General features: G+C 44.3%; 12 protein-coding genes. All 12 read right to left on the reverse strand.

What is annotated here, in order from left to right; genetic code table 11:
- Positions 1–84: 84 nt before the first annotated feature.
- Complete coding sequence (locus tag Q4546_RS16885; protein WP_303446669.1) at positions 85–360, reverse strand: transcriptional regulator; 276 nt, start codon at positions 358–360, stop codon at positions 85–87.
- Positions 361–514: 154 nt separating this feature from the next.
- The gene (locus tag Q4546_RS16890) at positions 515–970 is read right to left on the reverse strand and encodes a hypothetical protein (protein ID WP_303446670.1); all 456 of its coding nucleotides are present in this window, start codon (positions 968–970) and stop codon (positions 515–517) included.
- Positions 971–1,226: 256 nt separating this feature from the next.
- Entirely contained in the window at positions 1,227–3,392 is a 2,166-nt protein-coding gene (locus tag Q4546_RS16895; RefSeq protein WP_303446671.1) for an AAA family ATPase, read from the reverse strand.
- On the reverse strand, positions 3,389–3,826 hold the full coding sequence (locus Q4546_RS16900; protein ID WP_303446672.1) for a VPA1267 family protein: 438 nt from the start codon (positions 3,824–3,826) through the stop codon (positions 3,389–3,391). The genes Q4546_RS16895 and Q4546_RS16900 overlap by 4 nt, the downstream gene beginning before the upstream one ends.
- Entirely contained in the window at positions 3,826–4,503 is a 678-nt protein-coding gene (gmtX, locus tag Q4546_RS16905) for a gamma-mobile-trio protein GmtX (protein ID WP_303446673.1), read from the reverse strand. Before gmtX ends, Q4546_RS16900 begins: the two co-directional genes overlap by 1 nt.
- Positions 4,503–7,178: an integrase family protein gene (locus Q4546_RS16910; RefSeq protein WP_303446675.1), complete on the reverse strand. Its 2,676-nt coding sequence runs from the start codon at positions 7,176–7,178 to the stop codon at positions 4,503–4,505. The genes gmtX and Q4546_RS16910 overlap by 1 nt, the downstream gene beginning before the upstream one ends.
- Complete coding sequence (gene gmtY, locus Q4546_RS16915) at positions 7,178–8,635, reverse strand: gamma-mobile-trio recombinase GmtY (RefSeq protein WP_303446677.1); 1,458 nt, start codon at positions 8,633–8,635, stop codon at positions 7,178–7,180. Before gmtY ends, Q4546_RS16910 begins: the two co-directional genes overlap by 1 nt.
- Before the next feature lie 176 nt (positions 8,636–8,811).
- Positions 8,812–11,463 (reverse strand): glycoside hydrolase family 3 C-terminal domain-containing protein, encoded by a 2,652-nt coding sequence (locus Q4546_RS16920; protein WP_303446679.1) that lies wholly within the window; start codon positions 11,461–11,463, stop codon positions 8,812–8,814.
- Between the two features lie 133 nt (positions 11,464–11,596).
- Entirely contained in the window at positions 11,597–12,382 is a 786-nt protein-coding gene (locus tag Q4546_RS16925; RefSeq protein ID WP_241900944.1) for a DUF6445 family protein, read from the reverse strand.
- Between the two features lie 45 nt (positions 12,383–12,427).
- Positions 12,428–13,924, reverse strand: a complete 1,497-nt coding sequence (locus Q4546_RS16930; protein ID WP_102439778.1) for a tryptophan halogenase family protein — start codon at positions 13,922–13,924, stop codon at positions 12,428–12,430.
- Positions 13,925–14,006: 82 nt separating this feature from the next.
- Positions 14,007–15,053, reverse strand: a complete 1,047-nt coding sequence (locus Q4546_RS16935; protein ID WP_303446680.1) for a cupin-like domain-containing protein — start codon at positions 15,051–15,053, stop codon at positions 14,007–14,009.
- Positions 15,054–15,108: 55 nt separating this feature from the next.
- Positions 15,109–15,834 carry a SapC family protein gene (locus tag Q4546_RS16940; RefSeq protein ID WP_303446681.1) on the reverse strand — a complete coding sequence of 242 codons (726 nt, stop codon included), beginning with the start codon at positions 15,832–15,834 and terminating at the stop codon, positions 15,109–15,111.

The following is a 15,834-nucleotide window of genomic DNA, read 5'->3' on the forward strand; positions in this document are numbered from 1 at the left end:
GTGATATTAGATTATTGAGGGTAAATACAAATGACTAAACCTCGAGAGATATCCATTTCAAACACATTTCGGGGCAACTGTGAGTTACATTGGGAAGTGTTCATTTTCATATGATTCAACTAATGAAATCCATTTTTCAAGCTCAGCACCTTCAGCTGTATTAGGTATTGCATCAAACAGTCCTTCAATTTTCTTTAAAGCTGTACGATACTCATCCTCAGAACTCAGAGGCGCCTCTTCGCAATAAGTAATAATCTCATTTCCAACAGAAGTAGAATCAAGCCATGCAGCTAAGTCATCAGTTATTGGAGCCGTTGCGTCACATTTTGAGAGCAATGTATTGAGTTTAGTATTCTTCATTATCAATTCTTCTCTTTGAATCGTCACAGTTACAGTAGCCATTTTGTAGTATGACTAAAATTGAGTCTAAGTTATCTTGACATACTTTGGGGCAAATAATTGCTTAGGGTGGTTACACTAAAGAGTACCTGGACATAAATATGTCAGCCAGCGCCTATCTAGCCTCCGAAAGTGCAAAATACCGCATCACGGCATTCCAATCCTTAAATCGCTCTCCTGAGAAGTGAATTAGCTCACCTTGAAAGCTCTCTTGCCCTTTTCCTTCAACGTAATCATCAATCAAATAGTCACCAACAAGCAGGCCTTTAATTGGCGAGATAATTAACCGTTCGGCATAAGCAAAACCCAAATGCTCCTCTACCCACAATCGCTTCTCTGTGTAACAAAGTGGATTCTTGACTGACGGCGCAGTCAGTATATATGGGTCGTATCGCTCATCGGCCAAAAAGCACTGCATCGCATCGATGGCATTAGGTAGTGGTGACAAGCTAATGAAGAAAGATGGCTGGCTTTGTGGGTATTCAATATCTGGTCGCAAGCGCCTAGCCTGCTCAAATGCGGATTTGTAATCACAAAGCGTATCGTCCATATCGATATAAACAATTTTCATCTTAGCCTTTCTCCTTCTAAGTAACATGAATACGGGGTCTTAGCCTTTTTCTGCTACGACAACACCTTGTCCAGTGAGCGCGTAGTTCGAACGCTAGCCTTGATGAATTGCACAAAACTGGCTGCTTATTTTGCATTATTTGCTTGAGCTGGGATGGTGCTTTCGACTTGAGGAAAAGTAAATCAGACTTTTGAGTCTTAAAACTTGATTCAATCCCTTTCTAACAAACTTTGGGGCATAAACGAGTTTGAAATTGCTAACTCAATAGTTCTTTTAGGTAACTATTCCGCTTATGAGAGTGACTAGGTGCCTCGGTGATCTGCTTCATGTCATCACTACTACCAACGATATGGATTTCACTTTCAGCTCTCGTGATTGCCGTATAGAACCATGCTCTATCTACTATTCTTCCGTTTTGCAGAGCGATGATGATGCGTGGAAACTGTGACCCTTGAGCTTTATGTAGGGTGATTGCGTAACCCAACTCCATGCAGTCGAGAACGGATTGTGTTATCTCAACCTTTTCACCTGTATCTAGCGTCACTTCACCGTAACTATCCCCAGAAGGTTTGGCGTTAGTTAGTGTGCCAAGCGAACCGTTCTGAACACCTTTGTCGTAATGGTTCTGCGTGAATAGCACCGCATCATTCATGCGAAGGGGCAAAAAGAACTTATCCCCATTGATTTCGAACTCAAGGCTAGTGCTATCTGGGTTAACGGCTTGTTGGGTGAGCTTATTGATTTCTGATACGAGTGCCTTGGTTGGAGCCATGACGCGACTGTTTTCAGGACACTGTTGGTAAAGCTCACAACAGACTTTGGCAATGTCTGTTTTACTGGTTTCGTGAAAGTGTATTGCACCTGTACTTAATTGCTCAGGCGTCACACCTTGATTAATGAGCTTTGAGTATTCGGGGATACCCGTTGAACCTTCCTGTCTCTTAACGATATCTAGCATCGTATTCGCCACCGTTTTTGCTTCAACGATGTCTGCCAACACCTTGCCACAACCGATTGGTGGAAGTTGGTCGGGGTCGCCAGTGAATATCAATCGTACAGAGGGGTGAATGTGATTCACAAGACGATACATGGTTGGCAAGTCAATCATGCTTGCCTCATCAATCACCAGTAGGTGATTTGGTTTATCGACACTGGGTTCAATAGGGTCTTCACGCAGCAATTTGGCAATAGTTGAGGTAACAAAACCGATGGACTCATGAAGTCTCATTGCAGCACGACCGCTGAGCGCAACGGCGTGTATTTCAAATCCAAGTTGATGGTAAGCCCTGAGAGCCGTTCTGAGTACCGTTGTCTTGCCTGTTCCTGCTCCGCCCGTAATACAGCTTACCGAATTATCCAGACACGTTGTGACGGCTTCGATTTGTTTAGGGGTTAATTCGTAGGGAAGCTCCGCAACCGCAGAGCAATACGCAGCATTGGCGTTTTCATCAAACAAGTCATTTCGCTTAATCAGTGTATTTAGCCGCTTGGCAACGACACTTTCCATCAGAAGTTGCGCCGTTGGATGGTAGGCTCCTGTGTCGGGATTTAAAATATACTGAGCTTTATCATGACCTGATTGGAACGCCTGAGTAACAAGTATTTTGTCTTTCAATAGTTTGTTGAGGTCAGGGCGCACATTGGCATGAGTGGTATAGGTGTGACCTTTTTCAATCTCCTTGCGAATCGCCATTTCCAGAGCAGCGCTGAGCCTTCTTGGGTCATCCTTCGCAACATCGCTCTTAAAATCCGTTAACTTGATAATGTCTTCAATGGCACTGAACGAAAGACCAAAGCCCATTAAAGCATAAGGATTATCCTTGATAACATCGATGGAGGCTTCACCGTGATGCTTGAGTAGTCGTTGCTGCACACTGGCAGGGATGTTGTACTCGCTCATCCAGTTGCAATGAGCCAGATTTTTATATTTGGCGTACCCCTTAAAGAGCGCTTCCACTGAATCTTCACTCAAAATCGATGTCAGACGCTTTCTGGACTCTGGGGTGTCATTTCTCAGTGTGGCATGGAAGTCTTTACCCAAGAGCTGCCAGAGCGCTCTAGCTTTGCTTTCGCCAATACCCTTGAAGTCACTTTCTCTGGCGATAAATCGTATCAGTTGCTCACCTGTTTCGGGTGAAGTGCATTCAATATGCTTGGGTGATTCATACGTGTGCTGCTGCATTACATAATCACCCATCTCCATATTTTCTATCTGTCGAGCACCTCTGACTGACCAATGCTGACCCAGCGTTGGAAGCACAGGGATGCTATCTGGGTCGGCTTTGATGGTGACGTAATACTTCCCACTATTGGTTTTGTAAGAGTCTTTCGCCAGCGGTACACCGCTGAATATCACCATCTTGGTCGAGCGATAAGGGATACTGGTTACACGCATTTGGTCTTCATGCAAAGCGGTATTCATCGTGGCATCAACCCCATTTCGGATAAAGTTTCAGATAGCTCACCAAAGCGCTCAAGTCGCTTTTCAAGCTCCTTGACCTTGGCTTTCAATTCAATGTTCTCAGCTTCTAATGACGACACCCGCTTTGAATCGAGAAGCTTTCGATTTGCTGTGTTGTCATAGGCTTGAGGTTTGCCCTCATTCTTCTTGGCAGCGTCGGTCAACGGTGGCAGGACACCTTTACCGCGCAACTCATCTTCTAAGGCTTTGAGTGCTTTCTTGAGGGCAGGATTTTGGTTTAACGCCGATTTGCCACAACCAATTCCTTTTGCTACTTCGATTCGATTAAGCTGACCTCTGAACACGATTTGTTTAAAGTCATCGTCCATCTGTGTGGCTTTCCAGACCTCAAATGCCTCAAGGTTTTGTTGCGCTTTCTGCTGCCCACTTGCCATTAGTCATCTACCTCACCCAGTAGCTTTCGAAGCCCTGTGACAAAGCCTCTAGGGAATACTTCACTGTTGAGTTCCATGTCTTTTACCTGACCCGCCTGAGTAGTTTGCCAATTGTTCTTTTCCATACATTCATCCGAAATGGCATACGCTAAGGCTTTTTTCTCTGATTCGGTGAGTACGCCTGATAGGGATGGCAGCACTTCAACACTTGGCTCTGCGGTGGTGTCAAACTGGCGCACAGGGCGTTTGTCGATGGTAATATTGGCGTGTTGCTTGAGCAAATTAACCTCTTTGCGGTAACGGTTACGCTCCGCAATAATTTGACCAAACAAGGCGCGTACCGCAGGGTCTGGGATGCGCTCTAGTAGTTTATTATCCGCAGGGATGGATTTAGACCGTGAGGTGTTGGATAACGGTTTTTTGGTATTGGTATTGTACTTTGCCGCCCATGCTTCGATGAGTGTTCGGTAGTGCTTGTTACGGGTAGCACGCAACGCCTCATACGCCACCCCGCCATTTTCGACAGACACCCGCCCAATTTGCGTAATGGAGAAGTCACGCTGACCTGATTCTGCATAGGCTTTCAGCGTGTCGTTGAGCTTATCGAGGTTTTGTTGCGTGCGAGGCACTTTACCTTCTTTTAAGTCAGCCAGAATAACATCAATATCGAGTTCCATTAGTCCTCCAATAAGTTCGGTAGTGCGATGCCATCTAGATTAATGGCTTTATCAGTCAGAGCATGAATGCCCTCAGAGAACAGCTTGTTATCAGTCAGGTATTCACCCGCTTCTATGTAGCTCGCCACCTTACGGTAACCTTCGAGCTTGTCGTCAGGGTCAGCAATTTTCGCCATTTGGCGCAGCATAGCATTGGCGGCGATGAGCTGTTGTTTGTCGTCCATTTCCATGAAAATCGGCTCGAAGCCTTTTTTCATCAGTACACGACTGAGCTTGCGTGAGCGCTTTTCTATGGCAGGGGTTTTACGCAATTCGTCCTGCAAATCAGGGTAGAACTCCGCGTCATCACAAAGCAAAGATAGGTGCAGTAACTCTGAGTCGGTTTCGATAAACTTCAAGGCATGGCTGACATCTTGCTCAGAGCCAACCGCAATCAGCTTATCTTTGGCGTCATCCTCATTCCTGGCTTCTTCGACACGAATGATTTTGTTAATTAATTCAAAGCAGGCTATCCAGTCTTTGGCATATTCATCCGCTTCGACTTGTTGTTTTTCATAGCGGCGTTGTAGGGCTTGCAGTTCATCGTGCTTGATAAACGGCTTGCCTTGCTCTTCACAGAAGAATTGTTCGTCTTTTAGGGCTTCCAGTTCCCCCTCAATTTCCACGGATAAGTTCGCGGCCTGATGCGCTTTGTAGCTCAGTTGGTTGAAGTGGGCATTAAGCGCAGGCAGGTATCGTGCCTCGGTAATGAACCAGCGACAGCGAATACAGTTTTCAGCGCCGTGGGGTACGCTGCCGTAAACACGGTTGAAAGCGACTTTTGCACCTCGAACCAACTCTCCACCGTTCCAGCACCCGCCAATGGTACTGACTTCATCCGATTTCACGGTGTTGCCTCCAACCAGACACATCCCACACGAGCGTTCTTCCCAGCCTATCGGATTGCGATTAACCAGTGCCGCTTGAATGCTATCATCACTGCGATACACCATCTTGCATTGGATTTGCTCCATCGAAGCATCTTTAAGGAAGTTGCGCACTGATTGTTTGGATTTCGCATCCAACTCACCATGCGCTTCATCCATTTTCTCTGCCATCACGGACGGGGTAATTTTGTTGTAGTAGATAGTCATCAACAGGCGTGTATGCCCCGCCAATAGCTTAGAAATGACAGGCAATGGTAGTTGCGTATCCATTGTATACGCCGTGATGAGTGAGACTCGTAAGCTGTGTAAAGGAAAGAGTGTGGAATATTTATCACTCTCATTAGTGCCTTCAGGGTAATCCATAATCAGTTTTAAGCGCTCACCATTATCAAGGGTGTTGCCTTGCTCTGCGAGTTGGTTTTCTAGCGTCAATAGGAGTTGATACCAGAAAGGCGCTACAGGTGCGTCTGATATTGGTTTATATTTATCTTTGCCTTTGGCTGATGCATCACGAAACAGAAAGGCAATCTCGGCCATGCTTTCTAGCTGTTTGTTCGACTTTTTATTACCCGTGTGTTTTCTCAGCAGTGTGGTGCAATCGGTAGGTTTTGTAATCGGGTTGTATTTTTCTTGCCAGTTACGCAGTTTTTCCAGCCAATACAACACTTCCTCGTTTTGCCAAGGGATGATATAACCACGCTCTAGCTCATCTTTGTTTTGATCCGCAGTCTTATTGGTGTTGATATACAAGCCTGTAGAATACAGCCCAGTCATGGTGTCGTGAATACGGCGGAAGATGCCTTTTCCGAACGGGCGCTTTTCGCTGCCAAGTGCGAAGTCATGTTGGGTGTTCACTACCCATTGACCGTTTTCATAACGCCACGTATCGGCTTCGCCACTATCGAGTATCCGCACCTGATAGGTACGAAGCGGCAGGTGGAGTTTCATGAAAATCACCATCGCTTTGACAGGCGACCAGATTTGATGGACGGTGATTTTCTTATTCCCCTCTCCTTTAATATGGCGAGTCACCTCTTTGGTGCGCCACACACAATCAGGGTCGGACGCATCAATCAGATCTGGCTCGACTTCAAACCAGTCACCGCCAGAAGTTCCTTGTCCTGTTTGCTGCTGCGCCCATGTCCAGTGCTTGAAGTGGCGATAGTGATAGGCAGGAAGCAGAGACTCATCGTCCTTGAGGTTTTGCTCAATGACGGTCAGTTCAGTTTTATCAGGCAACGGACAGATGATTTGGCGCAGGTTTTGAATGTAGCGATACGGCAAAGGATTACGGACGGTTTCACTATGTAAAACTTGTCTTTTAATTTTACTGAGTGGGTTTTGAAACGCAGGTACTAGGTTGCCATTATCATCCTCGACAGAACAATGATGTTCAATAACAAAATCGATGAAGTCAGCAGGAATATTTACACTCGCTTGGATTTTCTTTGGGTCATTGAGCGTATTTTTACCCAGTCTCTCCAGCTCTTCACTAGAACATAAATGTCCTTCATAACCATTGAAAAATAAATCTAGATTACTAATTGCATAAGGTGCACATTTAGCAATATAAGACTCAAAAAAGCGTGTCAGCGACCATAGTTTAGGGCCAATAGTAGTGGTTTGTGTCTTCATCCACTCCGCTGCCAACTCCTGCCATTGTTGCCATTCTGCACCGAGCGTAGTGAGCATCCAAGAGAAGGTTGAATCCGATGTGCGCCCGTCATATTTTTTGCCTTTTGTCGCCATTACTTACCTCTCAATTTTGGATGTTTTCCTGTGAAGTACCCCTGTGGGTCGATGTCATCAAAGCCATGCTCAACCAGTGCTTTCCAGTCGAGCGCTTTGACTTTGGATTCAGGGTTTGCCAGTTGCAGTGTCGCTTGGGTCAGTTCATCAGAGATTTCCTGCTGACCTTTGCCTGTGTAGGGGATTTGTGAATCGAGGGACTTATGGTGCATACAGCGTCGAATCACCAACGGGTTCAACCCTGAGCGTTCTAATCGTCTACCGTAATTATGGCGATGCCCGTGAGGGTCTTTACCTTCAACCTTGCTTTGCTCCAAACCAATGCGTTTCAAGCCGTTGGCGTAGTTATCATGGAAAGCGTTGATGGTGTAAGGGTTGCCGAAGGCGCTGTGATGAAAAGAAATAAACGCATAAGGGTGGTGACAGTCGATGCTGGCGCGGTACTTTTGATAGTTTTTCCAAAGTGACATAAACACTTTGCCGTAGTCGGTTGGGAACCACTGAACCTGTATGTAATTGTCTTTATGGTCAACCACACGGTTTTTCCAACCAAGATGTGCTGTGCCTTTCATGCGCTGGCGAGGGATACGCGCATACTTTTCTTTTAAGTACGTCTCTCTATTTTTATTTTTAGAACGAACTTCAGGGTCACTAGGCGCTTTACCGTCAATTTCGTTGTAAATTCGAACGATAGCACTATCTGGGTTATAGGGGTCTTCAAACACGTCTGTCACCCAAAGCGTTAAAGCTTCACTTTCGCGTAGCCCGCCACCGTGCATGAGAAGGAGTATTAGCTTATCCCTGAGTGCCACTCGTGGGTCGCTTGCGCCACCAATACCGTTCATATAAAAATCTTCCCAATGCTTTTCAGGAAAGGCGATAGCATCATCCTCGGTTTTAGTGAGCGGTGTGCGTCCCTTAATAGTTCGCGCTTTACGGATGGTTTTGTTGACGGTCTTATCTTCAATATGACCAAGGAAATCATTTTGGTTTTTTCGATACCATGCAGCGTAATTCAATCGTTGCTCATGAGGGGTAGCATCGCGCAAAGGGTTCATCGACGCAGTGCCTTGCTTTTTTGCTAACCAATCGGTGAATGCCGTCAATCGGTGAATGTGCTTATTCACGTTACTGGTTGAGCTTGGCACCCAATACAAACCTGATGGGTCAAGTCCATCCTCACCAATCGTTCCTGTATACAACCGCTTAGAAAAGGTCTGAAAGAGCAACTTCGGATCGTCAAACAATCCTCTATTTGCTTCCATATAATCCAGCAACAAGGACACCGCTTGAATAAACCCATTCATGACGGAGTTACTCACACCGTCTGCCTCTAGCTTGAGTAGGTAGTCTGTGACCGTACTTAACTCTCCTTGCTCAGTTAGCAAGATAGGCAGTTGGCTTTTGATGCCCGTATTGTCCTCTACAATCGTTGCTCTAACTTTTACTGATGACAAACTAACCTTCCGTGTACATATTAAACATATAATACACTATAGTCCTATGCTGTGTATCGAGCAAGAAAAAGGCAGATTTCTCTGCCTTAATACACAATATACACTCTTTAAGTTACTATATATAACTATTTGCTCACCCTTTATATCTATCAGTTGTCGTTATTTAATTCAGCTTGCTACTGCGTGTAGGTAAACTTTTTACGCAACTTTATATCAGCGACAGACGCGCCAATCATCACTTCAAATTCACCGGTTTCAGCGAGCCAATCATTGGATTTTACATCCCAAAAAGATAAGTCTCGTGTGGTTAAGTTGAAACTCACTTGTTTGCTTTCACCGGCTTTGAGCCACACTTTATTAAAGCCTTTTAACTCTTTGGCAGGTCGCGGGACACTGGCGTTAAGATCATGCAAATATAACTGAGTCACTTCAGCGCCAGCGATGTTACTGCTATTGGTTATTGTTGCAGTAACAGTAATCGTGTCATCAGCTTTGATATTATCAGTTGAAAGTTGAATGTCTGAGTAGGTGAAATCGCTATAGGATAGACCGTGGCCAAAAGGAAATTGTGGGGTGATATTTTGTTGCTCGAACCAGCGATAACCAATAAATACACCTTCGCTATAACGTGATTCCTTTTCGTTATAATCATTTAGGGCAATTGGCGCGGTATCAGCGAGTTTTTTCGGTAATGTTATCGGCATCTTTCCGCTGGGGTTTTCATCACCAAATAGGATGTCAGCGTAAGCATGTCCAGCTTCCATACCGCCATACCAGCCCCATAACACAGCATTGGCATCATCTGCCCATGGCATTTCTACCGCTGAGCCTCCAATCATAAATACCACGGTATTTGGGTTAGCTGTTAATAGCTTAGCGATAATTTCATCTTGTTGACCTGGCAACTTCATATCAGGGCGATCAATAGATTCACGATCATCAGCATGGCTCAAACCACCAAAATAAACTACTGCATCAGCGTTTTTCGCTGCGGCGAGATATTCTTTTTCTGTGTTATATAAGTTGTTAGGTGTTTCCCAGCCTAAAGTGACGGTTTCATCACCTTGATAAGTTAGGCTAAATGCATAGGTTTCATCTGCGGTTAGCTTGATATCTTGGCTTAACACTTTTGCATCAGTGACCTGAGTACTGCTGACTAAGCGGTTATCATTAATGGTTAACGATACTGTGCCGCTACCTTTAATCTTTAAGGTATGGTTGCCCGTTTCCATTGGCTTAATGTTAGCTTTGATTTCGATGATTTGCGCTTTGCCCTTGGAATCAAACTGTGGGTCTGCAATCCATGATTCACTGCTTAATTGCTCCATCTTGGTATCGGTAAAGTAATTAATCTGCCATGACGGCGTGCCAGTCCAATGTCGTGTGGTGAGGTAATCATTGGGAATGGGCATAAATTGACTACTGGCAGGGCGCATATGTTCAATCTTTACCTTGCTTCCTGCTTGCTCAAACTTAGCTTTAAGACCATCAAGTGGGCTTATTTCATATAGGGCTTTGACTTCTGATGAGCCGCCACCGAAACCATGACGCTTATCGGCATTAGGGCCTAAAACCAGAATGTTTGTTACCTTGTTGCTATCCAGTGGCAATACGCGATTATCATTCTTTAATAGGACAACACCGTTGGTGGCAATGGTTTTTGCATCATCACGATGGGCCTGGGTATTGCGCTCGCCTGATAAACGTTGTTTATCCATCATACCGATACTGAGCTGAACTCTTAGAATACGGCGAACCTTATCGTCTAATTCAGCCTCAGGCACTTTGCCCGCTTTGATCATCTCTAATAGCGGCTTTGCTAAAAAGTATTCATCGTAACTGGCTACGTCAGTACCCATTTCGATATCAAGGCCATTCATGGCGGCGTCATAGGTATTGATATCAACATTCCAATCTGTGAGAAGCACGCCTTCGTAGCCCCATTCACCTTTTAAAATGGTTTTAATGAGATGCTTACTTTGATTAGCATTAGTACCACGAAATTCATTATAAGCGCCCATAATCGCGTGCACATTAGCGAGCTTTACTGCGGCTTCAAATGCCGGTAAATACACTTCTCGTAAGGTACGCTCATCGGGTATGGCGTTAACGCCTGTGCGGTTTAACTCTTGCGTGTTAAGGGCATAATGCTTGGCAGTGGCGCCTACATCATTGGCTTGAATGGCTTTAACGGTTGGCACTACTAGTGCGGCTGCCAAAAAGGGGTCTTCACCCATGTATTCAAAGTTACGCCCATACAAAGGTAAACGGGCTAAATTAACCCCAGGGCCGAGGATTAAATCTTTGTTGCGATGACGGGCTTCGGCGCCTAAAACATTGCCGTGTAAGCTTGCCATGTGCGGGTCCCAACTTGCTGCAACAGCGGTTAATGGCGGCAAGTAAGTGGAGTAGTCATTGGTCCAGCCAGCAGGCGCCCATGAGTTTCGGTCGATTTCATAACGGACACCATGGGGGCCATCTGACATCCACATTTCATGAATATTTAATCGCTCAATAGCAGGGATATGAAATTTACCGCCAGCGTGCACCAGTGAAACTTTTTCTTCTAAAGTAAGCTGCGGTAAAAGGCGCTCAATTTCAGCTTCTACATTGGACAAACGATGTTGTAAGCGTTGTTGTTCACTTATTGATAAAACCGATAAGGCATGAGTTTGTGATGAAGCTTGAGACTGTGATGAGGCATTCACCGAAGATGCAACAACATTTGTTGAAACACTGATAAGGCTTGTTGCAGCCGCAGTAAGTGTTAACGCTAGCTGAACCTTTTTTGTAAGCCCTTTCATAGCTGTTGGTGTTTTCGGTGTCATCACAGGCTCCTTGCTGGATTGGCTTTTGCTATTAATGTTTTAGTCATGTACTCGTTTGTACAATGTTAGTTTGTTAGGTATTAAGGCATACGGCTTGTTCAATCACTGACTTGGCGGATAATTACTGTAGATATTATTCAATATTGATAAAAATATTGGCGGTTAGCCGACCAGTATCAGGATTACTGTCAATGTCAGTATCAAGGTTTACCAAGGTCGAGTGTAATAGGTTACCGGGGTAAATCACCAAACGGTGTTGCTTGTATTCAATTTGATGATGTTGCTGATAATAGGCGTTACTTTCAACAAAATACTTGGCAGGTTTAGGGGCTATTTGCTGTAAATAGGGCTCGGCAGCATTAAAATATTGCTGCATGTTTTGTTGAGTAATACGTTCAAAACCACTGGGTTTATGTTTAAAAAACGCCGTGGCGCCGTGGGGCTGGTCGTTCAAATATTGTAAAATGGCAAAATAGTAGGGCGCAGGGGTATCAAAGTGGGGGATCCGCTGCAAGGTGGTTAAGCTTTCTGGCTGACGGTTAATTAACGAAAAATAGGTCGCTTGAGGCTTAATTCGTAAATTGGTTGGCACCTTGTACACATCATAAATTAGCTGGAATATATGATTAAGCACTTCAATAACATAGTCTTTAGGTAATTTTGCCCGCACACCAGGGTAGTAAGACCCCATATCGAGATTGAAATCGATTTGACTGGCACAGGCCTGAAGCTCAGATACATCAGCAGTAAAGTCATCAATCACAATCACCGGTGTTTTTAACTCACCGATATAAACCACTTGTGGCTTGATGGGCTTTTTGACCAGCACCATAGCATTTAAGTTATTGCTGCCAGCCGGCTTATGTTTATCTGGCATATGTTTATCTGACTTAGGTGCTGCTGATGTTACATCGACCATAATATGCGGATCCGTTATCTATACCTATCAAGCGATTAGAATGAGTTAAAGCATTTTTGATTTGCAGTAATGCTGCACAAACTCATAATGATCAGGCAAATTAGCCACTTTGTGTTTCACTTTTGCTTTGATATTGCCTAAGAAGCTTTCAAGTTCTGCATCTTCCATCATATCCACAATCGGGTGATATTGTTTCGGCGCTAGACCTTGGCCCATCATTACTTGTATCCAAGAGCTTTCACCAAATAACTCATTACCGTGTTTGTAGACTTTACCTGAAGCATCAAACATATCGATACGATGTTGCAATGAGGCAGGTACGTCCATGCTCTTACAATGACGCCAAAAACGTGTATCGACTCTGTCAGTGACTTTATAATGCAAGATAATGAAGTCACGAATATTCTCGGTTTCTGTGCGAGTCTGTTGGTTAAACTCATTGATATCTTCTTCAACAATGCCTTGTGAAGGGAACATTTGCAGTAAACGTACAATACCGCGCTGAATTAAATGAATGCTGGTGGACTCTAGAGGCTCTAAAAAGCCAGAAGAAAGACCAATAGCGACACAGTTTTTATCCCAGGTTTTACGGCGACTACCGGTGCGGAACTTTATCACTCGTGGTTCAGTTAATGGTTCACCTTCAATGTTTTCCATTAAGGTGGCTTTAGCTTCATCATCACTGATGTATTTACTGCAAAACACAATACCGTTGCCAGTGCGGCTTTGTAGCGGGATGCGCCACTGCCAGCCGGATTCTCGGGCAATTGAACGAGTATAGGGAATGGGCTTGCTGGTGGTTTTTGTTTGCACCGCAATGGCGCTATCACAAGGTAACCAATGGCTCCAGTCATCAAAACCTGCATTAAGGGTTTGCTCGATTAATAAGGCCTTAAAGCCGGTACAATCAATAAATAAGTCACCTTCAATCACTTCACCTGACATCAGTGTTAACGCGCTGATATGGCCATTATCATGGTGCTGCTGTACCGCTGATATTTTGCCTTCAATACGCTTAATACCGTGCTGCTCTGCAATAACCCGCAAGAACTTGGCGTATAAGCTGGCATCCATATGATAGGCATGGTTGTAATCTTGATTAGGTAACACGGCAAATCGACCTTCGCGGGCGGCCAAATGTTCGGTGCAATAATCACCAATTTCACTGACTAGCCCACGTTGCTGACCCTTAAGCCAAAAATGTTGAAAGCCACAAGCCCAGCAATCTTTGCCTAAAAAACCAAATGAGTGAATATAATCTTTGCCGACGTCATGCCAGTTTTCAAAAGAAATGCCCAGTTTAAAGGTAGCATTGGTGGCCGCCATGACATCTTGTTCTTTAATGCCTAATAAGCGATGAAAAATATGCAGTGTTGGGATGGTTGCTTCACCGACACCCACAGTACCGATTTCATCAGACTCAACTAATACTACTTCAAGGTTTTTACCTAATAACTTAGTTAATGCCGCAGCTGTCATCCAACCTGCGGTGCCGCCACCGGCGATGACGACCTTTTTAATGGGTTTATTTGGTATGTTCATTGGCATTCCTTAAACTGTATTTGCTTGTAATATCATGATATTAAAGACGTATTTGCTAAAATAAGTTGCTTGGCAAAAGCGGTTAGCGTTTTAATTTATTGATTAAATCAGCTCTTAATTTACGTGCATTGAGCTCATCTAGCGGTTTGGTTTGCATCCCTTGAGCCTCTTTAGGGATGTGCGCTACATCGTCGTCATCATGGTCAAAAACATAATGCTCAAACATGGCTTTCCATGCTTGGCGCTGCGCTTTTGGTAATGAGCGTAAACTCAGCATCGCCAAGGCTAGGGCATTATTGGGTCTACCTAAATAACCTGGACTGTCACGCCACCAGTGGGTAATAAGCACATTAAAGGCTTGATTACCCGCCACATGGTGCCACCACATACTTGGAACATAGAGTACGTCACCAGCTTCTAATTCAGCGGTTTGTGAGGCCGCTAATGCGTGGGTAAATTTAGGGAAACGCTCAAAGTCAGGATTATCGAAGTCCACCATGCTAATTTCTTGTCCGCCGGGGGCAAACTCCATCGGGCCAATATATAAATTGGCCACCTGTTCAGGTGGGAAAAGAGTAAAGGTGCGTTTTCCGGCAACATTACAAGCGAGGTTTTGTGGAAAATCAAAGTGGGCAGCGATGCGAGATTGATTACCAAGCCAGACACTGGTGAGTGGTTTTATGGGGTCGATATTAACGCTATTTTCAGCCGCAAGTCCGGGCAAAAAATGGTTTATCTCGGTGGAGCCCATATAAATACTTGGCGGCAATTGATCATCTTGGTGGGCAAATAACTTATCAATCACTTGTCTTAAGTTGAGCTGGCTGGCTTGGTAATTAAAGCCATTGACCTGCTCATTATAAAAAACTCTGCCTTTATGTTCAGGCGCAACATAATAGGCAGTAACCGGCGTTTCTTGATAAAAAGACAACAGGTAGTCAGCGGCTGATTTAGCAGAATCTAAACCTGCCTGAACCAGCGGCCAATGGCGGCAAGCACCTTTAAAGATAACGGGCTGAACGGTGTTTTCAATATTCATTGCCTCAATCACAGCTTGAATATCTTCTAATGGACAATCATCTATGACTTTTACCGTCTGCTTTGCTGTCTGATTTAGTGCCATGCTCATTACCTTACATCCTATCAAGAACTTAATTTTTGTTGTAAATCCAATTTAATGAGATTTAGCTGTTTTGGGCATTTTTGAAATTAAGTAATTGTCTGATATTAGATTGTGATGCCAGCGCCATATAGATGGCATTGAGATAGCCATGTTGATGCAACTCGCCAAGCACTTCTGCTGATAACCCCGCTAAGGTGTCTTCATTAATGGTATAAAAACCAATCATTTGATGTTTTTCACCATTATCTAATTGCACATCTAGGGTGAAAGACTCCAGTAATTCTAATTTGATTAAGGTATCGATGAACTGTTTACTGTCACTTAAACCATGGTGAATCGCCTCAAGCATATCGCCTACTTCATCTAAATAGGGGGTATTACCACCATAAGGGAAAAATAAGGCTTCGCCTTCAGTTTCATTGATCCGAGGGTGGTTAGGCTCGAGGTGGATCACTCGTTGCACCTGCTCAACGCCATCTTCAGTCACTTTTTGTTGACCAATTAGAAATGGCTGACGACGCACGGTTAGTGGGATATATGATGCATTCCATTTACCATCTTGTAAGAACAGGTTTTCTTTGTGTTGGAAGCCAAATAACGCCACCGAATAGAATTGACCCGTTTGGCTGTCTTTTTGAAAAAAGATCGGATAATTAGCCTGCACACTGCGAAATTCTAACGGGAAAGTTACCGTGTACCATAAATTATCACCGTACTTTGCTGAGCGCTCAGTGATGATTTTCAAATCTTTGTGGTCGACGCTATTGAGTAATACTGGTTTGTTCAT

Origin of the sequence: Shewanella sp. 4_MG-2023 (assembly GCF_030548015.1) — a bacterium.
Classification (GTDB): Bacteria; Pseudomonadota; Gammaproteobacteria; order Enterobacterales; family Shewanellaceae; genus Shewanella.

Coding starts and splice junctions, on each gene's coding strand:
- Q4546_RS16885 (WP_303446669.1), bottom strand. CDS start 360: ATGAAGAATACTAAACTCAATACATTGCTCTCAAAATGTGACGCAACG.
- Q4546_RS16890 (WP_303446670.1), bottom strand. CDS start 970: ATGAAAATTGTTTATATCGATATGGACGATACGCTTTGTGATTACAAA.
- Q4546_RS16895 (WP_303446671.1), bottom strand. CDS start 3,392: ATGAATACCGCTTTGCATGAAGACCAAATGCGTGTAACCAGTATCCCT.
- Q4546_RS16900 (WP_303446672.1), bottom strand. CDS start 3,826: ATGGCAAGTGGGCAGCAGAAAGCGCAACAAAACCTTGAGGCATTTGAG.
- gmtX (WP_303446673.1), bottom strand. CDS start 4,503: ATGGAACTCGATATTGATGTTATTCTGGCTGACTTAAAAGAAGGTAAA.
- Q4546_RS16910 (WP_303446675.1), bottom strand. CDS start 7,178: ATGGCGACAAAAGGCAAAAAATATGACGGGCGCACATCGGATTCAACC.
- Q4546_RS16920 (WP_303446679.1), bottom strand. CDS start 11,463: ATGACACCGAAAACACCAACAGCTATGAAAGGGCTTACAAAAAAGGTT.
- Q4546_RS16925 (WP_241900944.1), bottom strand. CDS start 12,382: ATGGTCGATGTAACATCAGCAGCACCTAAGTCAGATAAACATATGCCA.
- Q4546_RS16930 (WP_102439778.1), bottom strand. CDS start 13,924: ATGAACATACCAAATAAACCCATTAAAAAGGTCGTCATCGCCGGTGGC.
- Q4546_RS16935 (WP_303446680.1), bottom strand. CDS start 15,053: ATGAGCATGGCACTAAATCAGACAGCAAAGCAGACGGTAAAAGTCATA.
- Q4546_RS16940 (WP_303446681.1), bottom strand. CDS start 15,834: ATGAACAAACCAGTATTACTCAATAGCGTCGACCACAAAGATTTGAAA.